Annotated in this window: 19 protein-coding genes; 8 read left to right on the forward strand and 11 right to left on the reverse strand. The window is 70.1% G+C overall.

What is annotated here, in order from left to right; translation table 11 throughout:
• Positions 1-119: 119 nt before the first annotated feature.
• Positions 120-1,097, reverse strand: coding sequence for an aldo/keto reductase (locus JOF40_RS06930; protein ID WP_129181338.1), 978 nt, complete (start codon positions 1,095-1,097; stop codon positions 120-122).
• 36 nt (positions 1,098-1,133) lie between these two features.
• On the opposite strand from JOF40_RS06930, the gene JOF40_RS06935 reads away from it, so the two are divergent.
• The gene (locus tag JOF40_RS06935; RefSeq protein ID WP_129181340.1) at positions 1,134-1,886 is read left to right on the forward strand and encodes a dienelactone hydrolase family protein; all 753 of its coding nucleotides are present in this window, start codon (positions 1,134-1,136) and stop codon (positions 1,884-1,886) included.
• A gap of 10 nt (positions 1,887-1,896) precedes the next feature.
• Here JOF40_RS06935 and JOF40_RS06940 read toward each other — a convergent pair whose 3' ends face one another.
• A complete protein-coding gene (locus tag JOF40_RS06940; RefSeq protein WP_129181342.1) occupies positions 1,897-2,850 on the reverse strand; it encodes an esterase/lipase family protein in 954 nt (317 codons plus the stop codon).
• A 402-nt stretch (positions 2,851-3,252) separates the two neighbouring features.
• Here JOF40_RS06940 and JOF40_RS06945 point away from each other — a divergent pair, with 402 nt between their 5' ends.
• Positions 3,253-4,461, forward strand: a complete 1,209-nt coding sequence (locus JOF40_RS06945; RefSeq protein ID WP_188111712.1) for a glycoside hydrolase family 16 protein — start codon at positions 3,253-3,255, stop codon at positions 4,459-4,461.
• Positions 4,462-4,501: 40 nt separating this feature from the next.
• Positions 4,502-5,365, forward strand: coding sequence for an aldo/keto reductase (locus JOF40_RS06950; protein WP_129181346.1), 864 nt, complete (start codon positions 4,502-4,504; stop codon positions 5,363-5,365).
• 85 nt (positions 5,366-5,450) lie between these two features.
• On the opposite strand, the gene JOF40_RS06955 is transcribed toward JOF40_RS06950, so the two are convergent.
• The 3 genes from JOF40_RS06955 to JOF40_RS06965 are packed head-to-tail and all read right to left on the reverse strand — an operon-like array spanning position 5,451 to position 8,203.
• Positions 5,451-5,891, reverse strand: a complete 441-nt coding sequence (locus JOF40_RS06955; RefSeq protein WP_129181348.1) for a hypothetical protein — start codon at positions 5,889-5,891, stop codon at positions 5,451-5,453.
• Positions 5,867-7,054, reverse strand: coding sequence for a fatty acid desaturase family protein (locus JOF40_RS06960; protein ID WP_129181350.1), 1,188 nt, complete (start codon positions 7,052-7,054; stop codon positions 5,867-5,869). The genes JOF40_RS06955 and JOF40_RS06960 overlap by 25 nt, the downstream gene beginning before the upstream one ends.
• Before the next feature lie 60 nt (positions 7,055-7,114).
• Complete coding sequence (locus JOF40_RS06965; protein WP_129181352.1) at positions 7,115-8,203, reverse strand: ferredoxin reductase; 1,089 nt, start codon at positions 8,201-8,203, stop codon at positions 7,115-7,117.
• Positions 8,204-8,313: 110 nt separating this feature from the next.
• Between JOF40_RS06965 and JOF40_RS06970 the strand changes: the two genes are divergently transcribed.
• The 4 genes from JOF40_RS06970 (at position 8,314) to JOF40_RS06985 (ending at position 11,243) form a co-directional block, all read left to right on the forward strand.
• A complete protein-coding gene (locus JOF40_RS06970) occupies positions 8,314-9,474 on the forward strand; it encodes a MalY/PatB family protein (RefSeq protein WP_129181354.1) in 1,161 nt (386 codons plus the stop codon).
• An 87-nt stretch (positions 9,475-9,561) separates the two neighbouring features.
• Positions 9,562-10,521 (forward strand): GGDEF domain-containing protein, encoded by a 960-nt coding sequence (locus tag JOF40_RS06975; RefSeq protein WP_129181356.1) that lies wholly within the window; start codon positions 9,562-9,564, stop codon positions 10,519-10,521.
• 36 nt (positions 10,522-10,557) lie between these two features.
• Positions 10,558-11,016 carry a hypothetical protein gene (locus JOF40_RS06980; RefSeq protein WP_129181358.1) on the forward strand — a complete coding sequence of 153 codons (459 nt, stop codon included), beginning with the start codon at positions 10,558-10,560 and terminating at the stop codon, positions 11,014-11,016.
• 53 nt (positions 11,017-11,069) lie between these two features.
• Positions 11,070-11,243 carry a CsbD family protein gene (locus JOF40_RS06985; RefSeq protein WP_119702968.1) on the forward strand — a complete coding sequence of 58 codons (174 nt, stop codon included), beginning with the start codon at positions 11,070-11,072 and terminating at the stop codon, positions 11,241-11,243.
• A gap of 61 nt (positions 11,244-11,304) precedes the next feature.
• Here JOF40_RS06985 and JOF40_RS06990 read toward each other — a convergent pair whose 3' ends face one another.
• Positions 11,305-12,018, reverse strand: coding sequence for a lysophospholipid acyltransferase family protein (locus tag JOF40_RS06990; protein ID WP_223148462.1), 714 nt, complete (start codon positions 12,016-12,018; stop codon positions 11,305-11,307).
• Positions 12,015-12,848, reverse strand: a complete 834-nt coding sequence (locus tag JOF40_RS06995; RefSeq protein WP_246152793.1) for an alpha/beta hydrolase family protein — start codon at positions 12,846-12,848, stop codon at positions 12,015-12,017. The genes JOF40_RS06990 and JOF40_RS06995 overlap by 4 nt, the downstream gene beginning before the upstream one ends.
• 106 nt (positions 12,849-12,954) lie before the next feature.
• On the opposite strand from JOF40_RS06995, the gene JOF40_RS07000 reads away from it, so the two are divergent.
• On the forward strand, positions 12,955-14,445 hold the full coding sequence (locus tag JOF40_RS07000) for a potassium/proton antiporter (RefSeq protein ID WP_129181360.1): 1,491 nt from the start codon (positions 12,955-12,957) through the stop codon (positions 14,443-14,445).
• Between the two features lie 32 nt (positions 14,446-14,477).
• Here the strand turns inward: JOF40_RS07000 and JOF40_RS07005 are convergent, their stop codons facing one another.
• The 4 genes from JOF40_RS07005 to JOF40_RS07020 all read right to left on the reverse strand — a co-directional run bounded on the left by JOF40_RS07005 (position 14,478) and on the right by JOF40_RS07020 (position 17,448).
• Positions 14,478-15,437 carry a GDP-mannose 4,6-dehydratase gene (locus JOF40_RS07005; RefSeq protein WP_129181362.1) on the reverse strand — a complete coding sequence of 320 codons (960 nt, stop codon included), beginning with the start codon at positions 15,435-15,437 and terminating at the stop codon, positions 14,478-14,480.
• The gene (locus JOF40_RS07010; RefSeq protein WP_129181364.1) at positions 15,434-16,516 is read right to left on the reverse strand and encodes a glycosyltransferase family 4 protein; all 1,083 of its coding nucleotides are present in this window, start codon (positions 16,514-16,516) and stop codon (positions 15,434-15,436) included. Before JOF40_RS07010 ends, JOF40_RS07005 begins: the two co-directional genes overlap by 4 nt.
• A 114-nt stretch (positions 16,517-16,630) precedes the next feature.
• Positions 16,631-17,149 (reverse strand): LytR C-terminal domain-containing protein, encoded by a 519-nt coding sequence (locus tag JOF40_RS07015; protein WP_129181366.1) that lies wholly within the window; start codon positions 17,147-17,149, stop codon positions 16,631-16,633.
• A complete protein-coding gene (locus JOF40_RS07020; protein ID WP_129181368.1) occupies positions 17,146-17,448 on the reverse strand; it encodes a type II toxin-antitoxin system VapB family antitoxin in 303 nt (100 codons plus the stop codon). Before JOF40_RS07020 ends, JOF40_RS07015 begins: the two co-directional genes overlap by 4 nt.
• Positions 17,449-17,468: the final 20 nt, after the last annotated feature.

Here is a 17,468-nt window from a genome sequence, read left to right on the forward strand (position 1 = left end):
CGCAGGCGCGCGCCAGCGTCCGGCGCACGATGACGCATCTTTCGACGTCTCCGTTGCAGGGGCCACCGGAACGCAGCGAGATCGGTCGATCTCGGCGCGCGCTCGCCGCAAACCGTCGGTCAGAACTCCGGCAGACGCGGCACGTACGGATCCTCGAGGGCCGCGAGCTCGTCGGCGTCCAGCACCAGGTCGATCGACGCGACGGCGTCGTCGAGGTGAAGGGGCTTGGTGGCACCGACGATCGGCGCGGTGACGACCTCCTGCTGCCGCACCCACGCCAGGGCGACCTGCGCCCTGGACACCTCGCGGGCGTCAGCGATCGCGCCGACCGCGTCCGCGATGGCCCGGTCGGAGTCCTCGGCCTGGCGGTAGTACTTCTGCGTGACGTGGTCGGACCCGCTGCGCTCGGTACTGACGTCGTCCCAGTCGCGGGTCAGGCGGCCGCGGGCCAGCGGGCTCCACGGGATGACGCCGATGCCCTCGTCGAGGCAGAACGGGTGCATCTCGCGCTCGTCCTCGCGCTGCACGAGGTTGTACTGGTCCTGCATCGACACGAACGGCGTCCACCCGTTGAGGTCGGCCGCGTGCTGCGCCTGCGCGAGCTGCCACGCCCACATCGACGACGCCCCGATGAACCGCGCCTTGCCCGACCGCACGACGAGGTCGAGGGCCTCCATCGTCTCCTCGATCGGGACGGCGGGGTCCCAGCGGTGGATCTGGTAGAGGTCGACATAGTCGGTGCCGAGACGGCGCAGGCTGTCGTCGATCTGCTGGGCGATCGCCGCGGCCGACAGGCCACCCGAGTCGGGGTCGCCGTCCATCGGGAAGAACACCTTGGTCGCGATCTCGACGTCCTCGCGACGCGCGAAGTCGGCGAGAGCGCGACCGACGATCTCCTCGCTGGAGCCGTCTGAGTACATGTTGGCGGTGTCGAACGTCGTGATGCCGGCCTCGAGGGCCTGCCGGATGAAGGGCCGGCTCTCGTCCTCGGGCAGCGACCAGGCGTGCGTGCCGCGGCCCGGATCGCCGTAGCTCATGCAGCCGAGGATGATCTCGGAGACCTCGAGGTCGCTGTCGCCCAGCTGCACGCGTTCCATGTCTCCCATCATGGGGCCTCGCCGTAGCCTCGGCCCATGAGCAGCGAGACGATCCTCATCACGGTCCCCGACGGCACTGCCGAGGCGTACGTCAGCCGGCCCGACGAGGCCGACCACCCCGGCGTGCTGTTGCACGCCGACGCGATCGGACTGCGACCGCAGATCGAGCAGATGGCCGACCACATCGCCTCGTGGGGCTACGTCGTCATGGCACCGCACGTCTTCTACCGCGATGGCTCCGCGGCCGACCTGGCACCGACGGCCGACCTGACCCGGCCGGGGGCCCGAGAGGAGTTCTTCGTCGGCGCCATGCAGCGGGTGAGAGCCCTGACGCCCGACCGCTCCGATCACGACCTCGACGCGTACCTCGACGCACTGCTGCGGCTGGACGGCGTGTCGGGCGGTCGGGTCGGCATGACGGGGTACTGCATCGGCGGGCGCCTGGCCGTCCGGGCCGCCGGTCTGCGTCCCGACGTGATCGCCGCGGCGGCCGCCTTCCACCCCGGCGGACTCGTCACCGACGAGCCGGACAGCCCGCACCGGGTCGTCGCCCGGGCATCCGCCGAGATCCTGGTCGGTCATGCCGACCAGGACTCGTCCAACCCGGCGGAGGCCGTCGCGATCTTCGAGTCCGCCCTCGCGGCGGCAGGCCTCACCTTCACGTCGGCGATCTACCCGGGCGCACCGCACGGCTTCACGATGGCCGACACCTCGTCGTACGACGATGCAGGTGCAGAGCGTCACTACGTCGAGCTGCGGGCGCTGCTCGAGCGGACGCTGCCGGCCTGACCGCCCGTCGTCAGAGCGTCCCGACGAACGGCAGCACCAGGCGGCACGGGACGGGCCGGGGGTGCGCCGGGTCGAGCGCGTTGAGCACGAGTGCCGCGGCCACGGGGTCGGCGACGATCTGGAAGTGCTCCGACAGGTCGAGCCCGCAGTAGTCCTGGACCACGAGGTTGGTCATGCCCGGCTCGATGCCGCTCGTGTAGGGGACGACGAGCTCGTCGTAGCGCGTGACGATGTTGGTGTACGAGATGCCCGCGACGGCAGGCCCGCCGTCCGATCGCATCTTCTTGATGAAGTCGGAGCCGGCGAGCAGCTGCGGACCGGAGGCGAAGTACGGCTCCAGCAGGCTGATGGCGGGTCCGCTGATGCCGAAGGGCGTGCCGATCCTGACCAGGGTGTCGAGGGCGGCCGGATCGGTGCCGTGCCAGATCGGTGCGATCGACACGTACGAGTGGATGTTCTTCGCGCCGCCGAGGAACTTGGCGTAGTAGTTGGGCACGACGGTGCCCTCGCTGTGCCCCAGGATGTCCACGGTCGCCGATCCCGTGGCCGTCTTGACCCGCTCGATGAACGTCGCGAGCTGCGCCGCGCTCTTCTCCATCGCGGTCAGCCCGCCGAACACCTGGTTGGCCGGCGTCGTGACCTGCGGCAGCTGGCCGTAGGTGAGTGCGAAGACGCAGTAGCCGTTGTTGGCCAGCAGCGGGCTGAACGTCTGCCAGTTCGTCGCCTTGTTGCCGATCAGTCCGTGCACCAGCACGACCGGTCGGGGGTGCGCCGCGGAGGGCTTGCACGACCAGTTGTTGGCACCCGGGGGATCGGCGTCGATGCCGAGGCCAGCGATGACCGCCGAGGTGAGGAACGTGTAGGGGACCGGGAGGGGGGCGGGAGCTGCGGTCGCCGGCTGGGCGGAGAGCCCGAGGGACACGGCGAGGGCGGTGAGAGCCAGCGAGATGCGACGGAACGTCATGGTGAGCCTGTCTGCGGGAGTGTAAACAGCAGTTACTCACGGCGAGAGCGTGTCTGGCAAGAGCCGATGTCGTACGGACCAAGGTCCCCACCTGCACCCGGAGAGGTCCTCAATGCCGGCGGATGATTTTTTTGGTGGCGGACGAGCCCTCGTGGGGGCTAGATTGACCACAGCAGAGGGAGTGACGCAGTTCCAGCACCTCGGCCAGTGCTACCGATGGGAGACCCGCTTCGGCGGGGTTCGGTGTTCAGGCCCGGGTGGGCCGTCGAGGCGCGGGGCTGTGTGCGGGGCATCCGTTCTCCCCCTGTCACAGGGGTGGGGGCACCAGGGATGAGTCGTATTCACAGGAGGGCGCACCGAGCGCGCTCACGCGCCTGCGCGATTGCCGCGACGGTCTTCGGGGTGGCGCTCGGCACAGCCGTCGTGCAGGCTCCGGCGGAGGCCGCTTCAACGCCTGTCACGGTCAAGGCCGTCTCGTCCCGGGTCGTGCCCGCTGGCGCGATGACGACGGTCGTGCCGCGGTACTCCGCGGGCAAGAACGTCCGTGTCCTGTCGGCGAGGGTCGACGTCAAGCGCGGGTCCACCTGGGTCGCCCGGGGCGTCCGCCGCGCCAAGGTGCCCGCCGGCACGTACCGCGTCACCACCAAGGTGTCGTACCGCCAGCGTGTCTCCGGCAAGCTCTCGGCCAAGCGCGTCAAGCGCCACAGCTACACGCTGCGTCTCACGCCGGCCCCGGTCGTCTCTCCGGCACCGGCTCCGTCCTACGTACCGCCGCCCACGCCGGCACCTGCCGTGACGCGTGTGCCGGCCCCGTCCAGCCTGACCCGCACGAGCTCCGGCTGCTACGACGCCTCGCTGGTCAAGGCGAACGGCACTGCGTGGACCTGCACCTTCTTCGACGACTTTTCCGGCACGACCCTCGACCGGTCGAAGTGGACCCCCGTCGAGACCTCGACGAGCGGTTACCAGATCGGGCACGACTGCTTCGTCGACGACCCCCGCAACATCGCGGTCGGCAGCGGGGCGTTGTCGCTGACCGTGCGCAAGCTCAGCAGCGCGCAGCCCTGCGCCGGGGCACGCAAGGGCGACGAGAACCTCGACCACACCGCCGGGTCGGTCATCCTCAACGACGCCTTCGCGCAGTCGCGCGGACGGTTCGAGATCCGTGCCGCCTTCCCGGCGACGACGGTGGCTGGGCACCACAGTGCGCTGTGGATGTTCCCCGCTGACCCGACCGCCACCTGGCCGATGTCGGGCGAGATCGACATCGCCGAGTACTACTCGCGGTGGCACGGCCGCGCGATCCCGTACATCCATTACGGATCCACCGATCCCTCGGTCACCAACAACTACTGCTTCATCGCCGACCCCACCGCGTTCAACACCTACACGCTGGAGTGGACGGCCACGACGATGTCGATCGCGTACAACGGCCAGACCTGCCTGACGCACGAGATCTCCGACGACCTCAAGCTGCCGTTCGAGGGACAGTTCAAGCTGCTCCTGACGCAGGGTCTCGGCGTCGGCGACGGCGAGTACGGCAACGTGCCGACCGACAAGACGCCCGACATCGGCACGACCAAGGTCGACTACGTCCGCATCTGGAAGTAGCCGACGGAATATCCCGTGGCCGGACCCGATTGACCTCGGTATGACGTCGACACTTTCTGCCACCCCGTCCGGCACCTTCCAGCTCGGCGGAGACCTGCCCGTCACGCGTCTGGGCTACGGCGCGATGCAGATCACCGGCGACGGCGTGTGGGGCGAGCCCCGCGACCGCGCCGAGGCGGTCGCGGTGCTGCGGCGCGCGGTCGAGCTCGGCGTCACGTTCTTCGACACGGCCGACTCGTACGGTCCCGACGTCTCCGAGCAGATCATCCGCGAGGCGCTGCACCCGTACGCCGACGACGTCGTCATCGCGACCAAGGCCGGCCTGACGCGGACCGGTCCCGGCGAGTGGGTGCCCGTGGGGCGTCCCGCCTACCTCAAGCAGCAGGTCGAGCTGAGCCTGCGCAAGCTGGGCCTCGAGCGGATCGACCTCATCCAGCTGCACCGCATCGACCGCGACGTGCCGCTGGCCGACCAGGTCGGCGCGCTGAAGGAGCTGCAGGACGCCGGCAAGGTGAGGCACATCGGTCTCAGCGAGGTCGACGTCGCCGACCTGCAGGAGGCGCAGAAGACCGCCGAGATCGTGTCGGTCCAGAACCTGTTCAACCTGACCGACCGGTCGGCCGAGCCGCTGCTCGACCACGTCACGGCCGAGGGCATCGCCTTCATCCCGTGGTTCCCGCTGGCGACCGGCGGCCTGGTCAAGGACGGCGGACCCCTCGAGAAGCTCGCTGCCGAGCACCATGCGACCCCGTCGCAGCTGGCCCTGGCCTGGCTGCTCAAGCGGTCGCCGGTGATGCTCCCGATCCCCGGCACGTCGACGATCTCGCACCTCGAGGACAACATCGGCGCAGCCGCGATCGAGCTGAGCGACGCCGAGCACGAAGCCCTGACCAACGCCGTCTGACCCCCACCCCGCTGGGCCTGACGTTCTGACCAACACGCCGTCGGCGTGTCTGCAAAAACGTCAGGCCCATCGGGGAGGGGGAGCGTCAGTCGACGAGCTGCGTCTCCAGCACCGAGTTGGGGCGGAAGTGCACCGGGTCGCCGCGGCGGGTCGGCCTGATCAGGTCGAAGCCGCCGGTCGTGACGATCGCCCACGTCAGCGGCGGCTCGGCGTGGCCGAGGTGACGTCCACCGATCGGCGCGAACAGGTCGAGAGCCTCCTGGGCGCAGTGCAGGTGCGTCGGCGGGAAGTCGAACGCGCCGGCCTCCGCCTCCTCCGAGCCGCCGATGAACGCGACAGGACGGGTCAGGGGCTCGCCGCAGATGCCGCAGACCCGGCTGAGGGCGCACCGGATGGCCCGCTTCTTGACGACGTGGGAGTGGTCGAGCGCGCCCCCGTCGTCCTCGCACGCGAACGGCACGGGGAGCCCGCCGAGCGTCGGACGCCCGGCGAGCCCCGCCGTCACACCGACGCCGCGCCCGACCACTTGCCCAGCTCCGAACGCCGCGTGGGGCGCTGGTCATCGCGCAGGCGGCGCTGTGCCCGCTCCGGCACGGGTGCCGGGTTGTCGCTCGTGCGACGGTTCGGCAGCGACAGCTTGAGGATCGTCCGCAGCGTCTGCCCGTACTGCTTGTAGAGCGGTCCGGTCGTGTAGGGGATGTCGTAGCGCGCGCAGAGATCCTTGACCTTGACCGAGATCGCCGCGTAGCGGTTGCTGGGCAGGTCGGGGAACAGGTGGTGCTCGATCTGGTAGCCGAGCTGCCCGCTCATGATGTGCAGCAGCTTGCCGCCATTGAAGTTGGCCGAGCCGAGCATCTGGCGCAGGTACCACTCGGCACGCGTCTCGTCCTCGAGCTCCTCCTCGGTGAAGTGCACCGCACCATCGGGGAAGTGGCCGCAGAAGATGATGCCGTGCGTCCAGATGTTGCGGATGATGTTGGCCGTGAAGTTGGCCGTCAGCGTCTGCAGGAAGAACGGTCCGGTCAGCGCGGGATACATGACGTAGTCCTTGAGCGACTGCTTGCCGACCTTGTTGCCGATCTGCTTGAGCTGCTTCTTGAGCAGCTCGGGATCCTTCTCGCCCTTGCGGATGGCCTCGATGTCGAGGTCGTGCAGCGCGACGCCCCACTCGAAGAACAGGGCCAGCAGCGCGTTGTAGACCGGCTGGCCGAGGTTGACGGGGTGCCACTTCTGGTCGCGCGACATGCGCAGGATGCCGTAGCCGATGTCGTTGTCGTGGCCGAGCACGTTGGTGAACTGGTGGTGGATGTAGTTGTGCGAGTGCTTCCACTGCTCGGCGGGCTGGGTCGTGTCCCACTCCCAGTTGGACGAGTGGATCTCGGGATCGTTCATCCAGTCCCACTGGCCGTGCATCGCGTTGTGGCCGAGCTCCATGTTCTCGAGGATCTTGGCCGAGCCCAGCAGGGCCGTGCCGAGCAGCCATGCGGGCGGGAAGAAGCTCGCGAACAGCGTGATGCGTCCAGCGGCCGCGAGGCGACGCTGCAGCGTGATGGTGCGCAGGATGTAGTCGCGATCGGCCTGGCCGCGTGAGGCCTCGACCTCGCGCCGGATCTCGTCGAGCTCGGCACCGATCGCCTCGACCTCTTCGTCGGTCAGGTGGGTGTACTCACGGACGTCTGAGAACGCCATGCTGGTTCTCCTTCGGTGGGTTGGATCGTGCTGCGGGTGCGTGGTGGTGCTGTGCGGTGTCTAGAGGGAGAGCGTGCAGTCGCCGGCCGCGACCGACACGCACGTCTGGATGTACTCGCCGGGCTCGCCGTGCTCGTCGCCGCTGCGCAGGTCGCGCACGCGGCCGGAGGCCAGGGGGACGTCGCAGGTGTGGCAGATGCCCATGCGGCAGCCGAAGAGCATGTTGACGCCGGCCTTCTCGCCGGCCTCGAGCAGCGTGGTGGCACCGTCGACGTCGACCGTCGGTCCGCCGACGCCGAACGTGACCTCTCCGCCGGCGGCGGAGCCTCCCGCGGCGGCCAGCGTGAACCGCTCCACGTGGATCTGGTCGGACAGCCCGTACGTCTCGTAGTGCTGCGTGAAGGCGTCGAGCATGCCGGCCGGGCCGCAGGCCCACGTCGTCCGGTCGCTCCAGTCGGGGCAGACGTCGTCGAGCTGGTCGGCCGTCAGCATGCCGTCGGCATCGGTGAAGCGCTCGTAGAACGTGAAGTTCGTGTAGCGCAGGGCCAGCACCCGCAGCTCGTGGACGAACATCATGTCGTCCTCGTTGCGGGCGGAGTAGACGAGCACGGCGTCGGGGATCGACCCGCGACGGTCGAGCGTGCGCAGGATCGACATGACCGGCGTGATGCCGCTGCCGCCGACCAGGAAGAGCATCTTCTCGGGTGGCGGGTCGGGCACCGTGAAGTCGCCCTGGGGGGAGGCCAGGCGCACGATGGTGCCCGGCTCGAGGCCGTTGACCAGGTGGTCGGACAAGAAGCCCTCGGGCATCGCCTTGACCGTGATGCTGACGGTCTTGCCCTCGACGAGCGGCACCGACGACAGCGAGTAGGAGCGCCAGTGGAAGCGGCCGTCGATCTCGACGCCGATGCCGATGTACTGGCCGGGCGCGTGGTCGAACGTCCAGCCCCAGCCGGGCCGGATCACGAGGGTCGCGGCGTTCTCGGTCTCGGGCACGACCTTCTCGACGCGACCGCGCAGCTCGCGCTGCGACCACAGCGGGTTGATGAGCGCCAGGTAGTCATCGGGCAGCAGCGGCGTCGTCATGGCCTTGCCGAGCCGGCGGAGCTGGCGAAGCGCCGATGATCGCTCGATGAGTGGGGCGGTCATGGGCGTCCTCCTTCGGTGCACAGGTGTTCACTCGGTATGTAACTCAGAGTGACACTTTGGACTTCGTCCCGCAACAGGACGTCGGTCACGTCGCGGACGATGATGGAAGCATGCGCCCGCTGCACCCCCTCCGCGACCTGAATGAGCAACTTCTTCGCCGCCGCACCAGCATCAAGTGGCGCGAGTACCCGTCCGACGTCCTGCCGCTGTGGGTGGCCGAGATGGACGTGCTGCCGCCGGCGGCGGTCACGGGGGCGCTGGTGGCGGCGATCGAGGCCGGTGACACGGGCTATCCCCACGGCAACGAGTACGCGGAGGCGTTCGCGGCCTTCGCCGCCGACCGTTGGGGCTGGCACGGGCTCGATCCCGGTCGCACCGCGTACGCGGCAGACGTCATGACCGGTGTGTCCGAGGCCGTCCGGCTGGTGTCCGGTCCCGGGGACCCGGTCGTGGTCAACCCGCCGGTCTATCCACCCTTCTTCGGCTTCACCGAGCACGCCGGACGGGTCGTCGTCGCGGCTCCCCTGGGCGACGACGGCCGGCTCGAGCTCGACGGGCTCGATCGCGCCTTCGGGCAGGCAGGTGCCGGCGGCCGCCGCGTGACCTACCTGCTGTGCAACCCGCACAACCCGACGGCCGTCACCCACACGCGGGACGAGCTGCTGGCCGTCGCGTCGCTGGCGCGTCGGCACGGGGTGCGCGTCGTCGTCGACGAGATCCACGGCCCGCTGGTGCCGACCGGATTCGTGCCCTACCTGAGCCTCGACGGCACCGAGGACGCCTTCGTCGTGACCTCGGCGTCGAAGGCCTTCAACCTGGCCGGGGCCAAGGCCGCCGTGATCGTCGCAGGCGAGGCCGCAGCGGCCGATCTCGAGCAGCTGCCCGAGATCGTCTCGCACGGGCCCAGCCACCTCGGGATGATCGCGCACACGGCCGCCCTGCGTGAGGGCTCGGCGTGGCTCGACGCCGTCCATGCCGACCTCGCAGACAACCGCCGTCTGCTGGCCGACCTGCTGGCCGAGCACCTCCCGGCCGTCCGGTGGGGTGGCGGATCGGCCACCTACCTCGCCTGGTTGGACTGCCGAGATCTCGGTCTCGGCGACGATCCCGCAGCGGCGTTCCTGGCGGGCGGGAAGGTCGCGCTCAACTCAGGTCTGCCGTTCGGAATCGGTGGTGCGGGACACGTCCGGCTGAACTTTGCGACGTCGCCGACGATCCTCGGTGACGCGATCGGTCGGATGGCGGAGGTCGTCCGGGCCCATCGGGACTAGCCCGCCTGGCCCGGTCGGATGGTTCTCGTCGCGAGGGGTGCAGCGGTGGCTGATGGCTCCTAGGATTCTCGGCAGGGAGCTCACACCATGGAACTGAAGTTGGCGCGGCCGAGGGAGTGGCTGCTGGGACTGCCGCCTCTGACGGCGGTCACTGCTGCGATGTACGGGGCCGGCTCGGCGCTGCTCGTCGTGGGTCTGCTGACCTGGGAGCCCAACAAGAACCCGCGCTGGGTCATCGGCACGCTGGCGGCGGTCTCCTTGGTCTTCCTGGTGTGGACGCTGGTGCGCGGCGCACGCCTCACGACGACCGAGGCGCTCGTGATGTCGGGCATCAAGCTGTTCACGATCGGTGGCCTCACGTGGACGACCCACTTGATGCTCGGTGCCTTCGCCAACGGCACCGTGCTGCCGATCGCGGGCATCTACACCGTGTGGTTCCTCCACCCCGTCGTCGGTCGCGTCGTCCTCTACGCGGGCATCGCGTGGTGGTCGGCGGCCATCGTGCAGCACGGTGACTCCACGGTCGTGCCGTTCGCCGCCTCGATCGTCGTGCAGAGCGTCGTGGCCTCCGAGGTCTTCGCGCGGATCAAGCACCGCATGGACCGCGTGGCCCGCACCGACCCCCTCACCGACACGCTCAACCGGCGGGGCATCACCGAGGTGCTCGACCGCGAGCTCGGGCGATCGCGTCGCCGACAGGTGCCCGTCTCGGTCATCGCGGTCGACCTCGACGGGCTGCGCGAGGTCAACAACACCTTCGGCCACCGCGCCGGCGACGACCTGCTGGTCTCGATCACGCGGCACTGGCTCGGTGCCGTTCGCCGCAACGACACCATCGGGCGCACGGGCGGTGACGAGTTCCTGCTCGTCCTGCCCGAGACCACGCTCGAGCAGGCCGGGACCATGGCCCACCGGCTGGCCGAGGCGTCGCCCGGCTCGTGGTCGTTCGGTGTCGCGATGGCCAAGCCCGACGACACGGTCGAGTCGATGCTCGAACGGGCCGACAGACGCCTGTACGCCGCCAAGAGCGAGCGTCGCGTCGCCTGACGTGCCGCGCGGACGGTTCCGTCCTAGCGTGAGGGAATGAGCGACTCACCCGATGACGACCACGTGCGACCAGACGGCGTCAGCGACCGGACGGTCGAGGCCCTGGGCAAGCTGAGCGAGGCGCTCGAGACGGTCGAGGAGGCGCGAGGTCACCTCTACGCCTTCCACCGCCGCTGCGGCACCGCCGACCTGGCGCTGGGCGAGGCCGTCGACCTGCTCCGCGAGGCGGGTCACGCCGAGCTCGCCGACGCGGTCGAGACCGATCTCGTGGGCCGCAACATCCTCGAGGGTCGCTGGTCGTTCCAGGTCGTCGAGGAGTACGACGACGGCTACTACGCCGCGTTCAAGGAGCACGAGCGGGCGGCCCGCACCGCGCTGGTGGATGGCCGTTCGCACCTGTTCGAGGCGGAGATGAAGGAGGACCGGCGCACCCACGGCCGCCGTCATCACGAGGCGACCCCTGCAACCTCAGGCAGTTCTCAGCCCCGGGAGTGATTGGGGCGCGCGACGGCGGGTACCGCGGAACCAGTCGACGAAAGGAGCCCCCCATGGGACTCGGAGACAAGATCAGCAACGCGGCCGAAGACGCCAAGGGCAAGATCAAGGAAGCCACCGGCAAGGCGACCGACGACGAGTCGCTCGAGGCCGAGGGCAAGGGCGATCAGACCAAGTCCGACCTGAAGAGCGCCGGCGAGAACGTCAAGGACGCCTTCAAGCACTGAGGGCGAGCCCCCAGGCCCGACGGGCGCACCGACCACACGCTGGTCGGTGCGCCCGTCGTCGTCAGCGCCCCGTGGCGTCGAGCGCGTCGGCCTCCGCCAAGGTGGGCGCGGACCCGCCCAGTCGGGCCGGCACCCACGGCTCCCCGCCGGGGTGGGGGCCGTAGGCGTCCTGCACCGCGTGCAGGAGCGAGGTCATCGACGCGTGCAGCGTCGCCGTGAGCTCGTCGGGCGTGCCGACCGGCGGCAGCGGGTCACCGACGGAGACCATGACCGGCGTGCGGGTTCGCCCCAGGTGCCTCGCCCCGCCCTTGGGGAAGATGCGCTGCGAGCCCCACACGATGCAGGGCACGATCGGCACCCCGGCCTCCAGCGCCATGCGGGCGGCGCCCGTCTTGAGCTGCTTGATCTCGTAGCTGCGGCTGATCGTGGCCTCGGGGTAGATGCCGACGACCTCGCCCGCCCGCAGCTCGTCGACGGCCGCGACGTAGGCGCCGTGGCCGGCCGACCGGTCGACGGGGATGACCCGGCAGCCCCACATCAGCCACCGCACGACGAGGTTGCGGCGCAGCTCGGCCTTGCCCATGAAGCGGATCAGGCGGCGGTCCACCGACCGCGCGCTGATGCCGAGGTACGTGAAGTCGACGTAGCTCGTGTGGTTGATCGCCAGCACCGCGCCGCCCGCTGCCGGAAGGCGTCCGCTGCCGACCCGTGTCGTCCGGTGGCCGCCGACGGCGTTGAGCATCCGGAAGACCAGCACCAGCAGCCCGTAGATCACAACGTCTCCAGGATCTCCAGCGTGAGGGCCCAGGCCTCGGACGTCGGGTCGATGACCACGAAGTGGTCGCCGTCGACCTCGGTGAGCTCGGCATCGGCCCCGGCCGCCCGGGCGCGGTCGACGTAGTCGACCGACTGGCTGAGCGGGACGTTGTCGTCCGACCGACCGTGCACGCACCGCACCGGCACCGCCAGCGGGATGACCGCAGTCGGGTCGGCCTGGGCGTAGCGGTCGTCGACGATCCCGCCCATGAAGCGCTGCACGGCCCCTCCGCCGAGGTCGTCGGCCGTCGCGGCCGTCAGATCGAGCACCCCGGCCTGCGAGATCGCGGCCGTGACCGGCACCGCCGGAGCGGTCCACGGTGAGCCTGTGAGCTGCGGACGGCCGGCCGCCCACACCGCGAGGTGACCGCCGGCCGAGTGCCCCAGCGTGACGACCTTCGTGGTGTCCAGCCCTTCGACCTCCGCGAGCGCGTCGATCGCGGCGGCGACGTCGTCGAACGTCTGCGGCCACCCGCCGCCGTCGCCGACCCGGCGGTACTCGATGTTGAACGCGGTCCAGCCCTGCTCCGCGAGGGAGGCCGCGAGCGGACGCCCGAGCGACAGGTCGTACCGGTCGAGCCAGAACCCGCCATGGATCACGACCACGACCCCCTTGGACGAACCGGGCGGCCGCGACAGCTCAGCACGCTGCGCGGGATGGTCGCCGTACCGGATCGTCTCCACGCCGTCCTCCTGCTCGTCGGGTGCGGCCCGTCCGTCGTCACGGGCCCGCGTGCACGCCGCCACCGCGCCGAGCGCGACGAGCGTCAGCATGCTGCGTCGGTCCACGGTGACAGCCAATAGGAGCGAGCCGTCCACCGCCACCCGAACCGGTCCGACAGCCTCTCGTCGACCGATAGAATCAGGGCTCGGTCGAGCGCACGGAGGAGGGTCGGTGGACGTCCACGAGCTCGATCAGTACCTCTTGGTGGGCGCGGGCGTGCTGATCCTCGCGATCCTCGCCGTCCGCCTCTCAGTCAGCATCGGCCTGCCCTCGCTGCTGGTCTACCTCGCCCTCGGGCTCGTCCTCGGCAGCTCAGGACTCGGCATCGAGTTCGCCGACGTCGAGCTCGCGCACGCGCTGGGCTTCGGCGGTCTCGTGCTGATCCTGGCCGAGGGCGGACTCACGACCAAGTGGGAGCACGTCCGTCCCAACCTCGGGTACGGCCTGCTGCTGGCGACCCTCGGGTCGGCGATCAGCGTGCTGGTCGTCGCCCTCGGGGCGCACCTCCTGCTCGGTATGGAGTGGGAGCTCGCGGTGCTGATCGCCGCGGTGCTGACGCCCACCGACGCCGCGGCCGTGTTCTCGGTGCTGCGCACCGTCCCGCTCAGGTCGTCGGTGACCGGATCGCTCGAGGCGGAGTCCGGCCTCAACGACGCTCCGATCGTGGTCCTCGTCGTCGCGATCAGTGCGGGCGAGGTCGCCGACAAGGGCATCGGGTACCTCGTGGGGCTCATCGTCTTCGAGCTCGTGGTCGGCGCGCTGATCGGCATCGCGATCGGCTGGCTCGGTGCCTTCATGCTGCGCCGGGTCGCCCTGCCGGCCTCGGGTCTCTATCCACTCGTGGTCTTCGCGTTCGCGGTGCTGGCCTACGGTGCCGCGGCCGGCGTGCACGCGAGCGGCTTCGCGGCGGTCTACGTCGCGGCGCTGATCCTCGGGAACGCCGACCTGCCGCACCGCACCGCGACGCGCTCGTTCGTCGAGGGCATCGGCTGGCTGGCGCAGATCGGCCTGTTCGTCATGCTCGGCCTGCTCGCGAGCCCCGACGAGCTGCAGTGGTGGCACGTCTGGCACGGGCTCGTGATCGGCGCGATCCTGACCTTCGTCGCGCGTCCGCTGACCGTCATGGCGTGTGCGGTCTGGTTCGGCCGCAGCGCGCGCGAGCAGGTCTTCGTCGGGTGGGCCGGGCTCCGCGGCGCGGTGCCCATCGTGCTGGCGACGATCCCCCTGTCGGCGGGGGTCGCCGGCTCACGAGATCTCTTCAACGTGGTCTTCGTGGCCGTCGTGATCTACACCCTGCTGCAGGCTGCGCCCCTCGCGCAGCTGGCGGCGGCGTGCGGCGTGCTCACCGACGAGGCGCGAGACGTCGAGGTCGAGGCCGCACCGCTCGAGCGGGTGTCGGCCGATCTGCTGCAGATCCGCGTCCCGAGCGGCTCTCGACTCGCAGGGGTCGAGGTCGGTGAGCTGCGCCTGCCGGTCGGTGCGTCGATCTCGCTGATCGTGCGGGACGATCGCACGTTCGTGCCGCACCGCACCGACCGCATCGCGGTGCACGACGACCTGCTGGTCGTGGCCGAGCGGTCCGTCCGCGAGGCCACCGAGGCTCGACTGCGGGCCGTCGGCAGGCACGGCCGCCTGGCCGGCTGGGGTCGCGACTCGCGGTAGGGCGGCTGGTCGGGTCTGGTGGATGGGCGAGCTCACCCGCGGGCGAGCTCGGCCTCCACCATGATCTTGACGAGCTCCTGGAAGGTCACCGTCGGACTCCACCCGATCGACCGGAGTCGGGAGGAGTCGCCCACCAGCTGCTCCGGATCGGCGGGCCGGTAGAAGCGCGGATCGATCTCGACGAGGTCCTGCCAGTCGTCGACTCCGACGCACGCGAAGGCCTCGGCGACGAACTCTCGGACGGTGTGCGACTCGCCAGTGGCCACCACGAAGTCGCCCGGGACGTCGTGGGACAGGATCGACACCATCGCGTCGACGTAGTCGGGGGCGTATCCCCAGTCGCGCTGCACGTCGATGTTGCCGAGGGCCAGCACGTCCTGGCGTCCGCGCACGATGTCGCAGACGGCCATCGTGATCTTGCGCGCCACGAACGTCTCGGGACGACTGGGCGACTCGTGGTTGTAGAGGATCGCGGAGCTGACGTGCATGCCGCGCGCGCGGTACACCGCCGCCATCTCGTGGGCGAAGTTCTTGGCGGCACCGTAGGGCGTGACGGGTCGCCGCAGGGTCAGCTCGTCCTGTGGGACCTGGGTGGCGCTCCCGAAGATCTCCGCGCTCGAGGCCTGCAGCACGCGGACCGGGTCGCCGGTCTCCTGCGAGAGCTTCCAGGCTGCGTCGAAGATGCGGACCGGTCCGATGCCCAGCACGTCGGCCGTGTCGGCGGGGTGCTCCCACGACCGGGCGACCGACGTGTTGCCGGCAAGGTTGAAGATGCGGCTGGGTGCCACGTCGCGCACGACGCGCTGGATGCCGAGATCGTCGGAGAGGTCACAGGCGATAGCGCTGGCGCCGGGGTGCTCGCTGCGAAGCCGCTCGGCACCCTCCTGCGAGTGGCACATCCCCACCACCTCGTCGCCGGCAGCCAGGAGCTGCTGGACGAGATAGCTCCCGTCCTGCCCGTTCGCACCGGTGACCAGCGCCCGATCAGTCACGACAGGCTCCGGTAGACGTCGAGGTGGACGTCTCGGCAGCTCTCCCACGTGAAGCGCGCCGCTTGCTGCAGGCCGAGGTCATAGAGCTCGTCCGACCGGGTGATCGCGGCGACGACGCCCTCGGCGATGGAGTCGACGTCGAGCGCGTCGAAGAGGACCGCGGCGTCGCCACACACCTCGGGGATCGAGCCTGCGTCGGAGGCGGCCACGGGGCACCCGGACGCCATGGCCTCCAGCGGGGGCAGCCCGAATCCCTCGTAGAGACTGGGGAAGACCATCGCCGACGCCTGGCGGTACAGCTCACGCAGCTCGGAGAGGTCGACGAGTCCCTTCCGGTCGACCCAGTCGGGGAGGGGCCCGAGGTCGTCCAACCCGCCGCCGGTCAGGACGAGTCGGAGGTCGGGGAGCTGGCGACGGACGATCTCCATCGCCGCGACGAGCCGGGCGTGGTTCTTGTGCGCCCAGCCGCGGGCGGGGTAGAGCACGAAGTGCTCGCGCGCTCCGGCGTTCGGCTCGTAGTCGGCCACGTCGACCCCGAGGTGCGCGACGACGACCTTCTCGGGCGGGATGCCGAGACGGTCGATCATCCGCTCCCGTGCGAACTCGCTGATCGTGATGATCCGGTCGGCTCTGCGTGCACCGCCCTGGTAGAAGCGTCGGCGATAGAGGAGCTCGGCCCGGGAGAAGAGCTCGGGCAGCTCGAGGTGCTGGACGTCGAGGAGGCTCTGCACGAAACCTGTGCCTCGCGGCGGTGCTGGCAGCGGGACCGTGAAGGGGTAGTGGACGACGTCGGAGTCGGCGAAGAGTCGCTGCAGGCTCGACCGGCGGACCGTGGCGGAAGCCGCGACGCGCAGACGGTCCTTGGTCGAGGGGCCGGCCGTGATGCCGGGAACCTGCGTCTCGAGGAGCCCGCCGCTGAAGTCGCGGACGTTCTCGGGCACGAACGCGGTGACGTCGGCACCGTCGGATCCGGCCAGCTGCCGGGTGAGCTCACGGGCGTACGTCTCGCTGCCGCCCATGCCACCGGGCACCAAGGTCAGCATCGAGAGCGCGACCTTCGGGATCGGCGATCGGTTCATCGGTGCTCCGTTCACGGCCGAGACGGGCCGGCAGTAGTGGACGTGGGCAGCGGGCGCATCAGTGTAGCGCGACAGGTTCTCAGCGGACCGGCTGCAACGGCGGGCGAAGAGGGCCTACGGGATAGCGACGACCGGCACGCACACGTCGATGTCGCGGTCGGTCTCGACGGAGGTCGGGGCGCCGTCCTTCAACCCGCGGTAGTTGTCTCCCACCACGACCACGACGCCGTCCTCGACGTCGATGTCGGCCGGCGCGTACTCGACCTTGTCCTTGAACTGCGCGGCGACCAGCGCGACGCGGGGGTCGGCGGGGTCGTCGGTCAGGATCGCGACGCGATTGGGCTTGGTCGCGCTGTCGCTGTTGCCGATGCGTCCGCCCAGGAACCCGTTCTTCTGCAGGTCGATGAGTGCGCGGTTGGCCAGGCCCGACCGGGTGGACGCGTTGAAGACGTTGATCGTGACGACGTTGCTGTCGAGTGCGGTGCCGGCGGCCACGACCTTCGGCGTGCACGTCGACGTGGCCGAGGCCGGCTCGCCCGTACCGGCGGTCAGGAGACGGACCCCCGTGACGCCGCCGATGACGAACACCGCGACCGCGACGAGCAGCGTCAGCACCCGCATGCCGACCCTCATGCGTGCTTGCCGATCGAGTGGACCCGGGCGTGCAGCATGTTGCGCTGCTGCAGCGCGGCGCGCAGCGCCCTGTGGAGTCCGTCCTCGAGGAACAGCTCGCCGTGCCAGCTGACGACGTGGGCGAACAGGTCGCCGAAGTAGGTCGAGTCGTCGTCGAGGAGGTGCTCGAGGTCGAGCGTCGTCTTGGTCGTCGTGAGGTCGTCGAGCCGCACCTGGGAGGGGGAGATCTCGGCCCACGAGCTCTGTGTCAGCCCGTGCTCCGGATAGGGGCGCCCCTCGCTCACCCGCCTGAAGATCACCGCCTCAGTCTAAGCAGACG

The sequence above is a fragment of the Aeromicrobium fastidiosum genome, from assembly GCF_017876595.1.
In the GTDB taxonomy this organism is placed as follows: domain Bacteria; phylum Actinomycetota; class Actinomycetes; order Propionibacteriales; family Nocardioidaceae; genus Aeromicrobium; species Aeromicrobium fastidiosum.

Excerpts from the sequence above, each read along its gene's own strand:
- JOF40_RS06930 (WP_129181338.1), bottom strand. The coding sequence starts at position 1,097 with ATGGAACGCGTGCAGCTGGGCGACAGCGACCTCGAGGTCTCCGAGATC.
- JOF40_RS06935 (WP_129181340.1), top strand. The coding sequence starts at position 1,134 with ATGAGCAGCGAGACGATCCTCATCACGGTCCCCGACGGCACTGCCGAG.
- JOF40_RS06940 (WP_129181342.1), bottom strand. The coding sequence starts at position 2,850 with ATGACGTTCCGTCGCATCTCGCTGGCTCTCACCGCCCTCGCCGTGTCC.
- JOF40_RS06950 (WP_129181346.1), top strand. The coding sequence starts at position 4,502 with ATGACGTCGACACTTTCTGCCACCCCGTCCGGCACCTTCCAGCTCGGC.
- JOF40_RS06960 (WP_129181350.1), bottom strand. The coding sequence starts at position 7,054 with ATGGCGTTCTCAGACGTCCGTGAGTACACCCACCTGACCGACGAAGAG.
- JOF40_RS06965 (WP_129181352.1), bottom strand. The coding sequence starts at position 8,203 with ATGACCGCCCCACTCATCGAGCGATCATCGGCGCTTCGCCAGCTCCGC.
- JOF40_RS06970 (WP_129181354.1), top strand. The coding sequence starts at position 8,314 with ATGCGCCCGCTGCACCCCCTCCGCGACCTGAATGAGCAACTTCTTCGC.
- JOF40_RS06975 (WP_129181356.1), top strand. The coding sequence starts at position 9,562 with ATGGAACTGAAGTTGGCGCGGCCGAGGGAGTGGCTGCTGGGACTGCCG.
- JOF40_RS06980 (WP_129181358.1), top strand. The coding sequence starts at position 10,558 with ATGAGCGACTCACCCGATGACGACCACGTGCGACCAGACGGCGTCAGC.
- JOF40_RS06985 (WP_119702968.1), top strand. The coding sequence starts at position 11,070 with ATGGGACTCGGAGACAAGATCAGCAACGCGGCCGAAGACGCCAAGGGC.
- JOF40_RS07010 (WP_129181364.1), bottom strand. The coding sequence starts at position 16,516 with ATGAACCGATCGCCGATCCCGAAGGTCGCGCTCTCGATGCTGACCTTG.
- JOF40_RS07015 (WP_129181366.1), bottom strand. The coding sequence starts at position 17,149 with ATGAGGGTCGGCATGCGGGTGCTGACGCTGCTCGTCGCGGTCGCGGTG.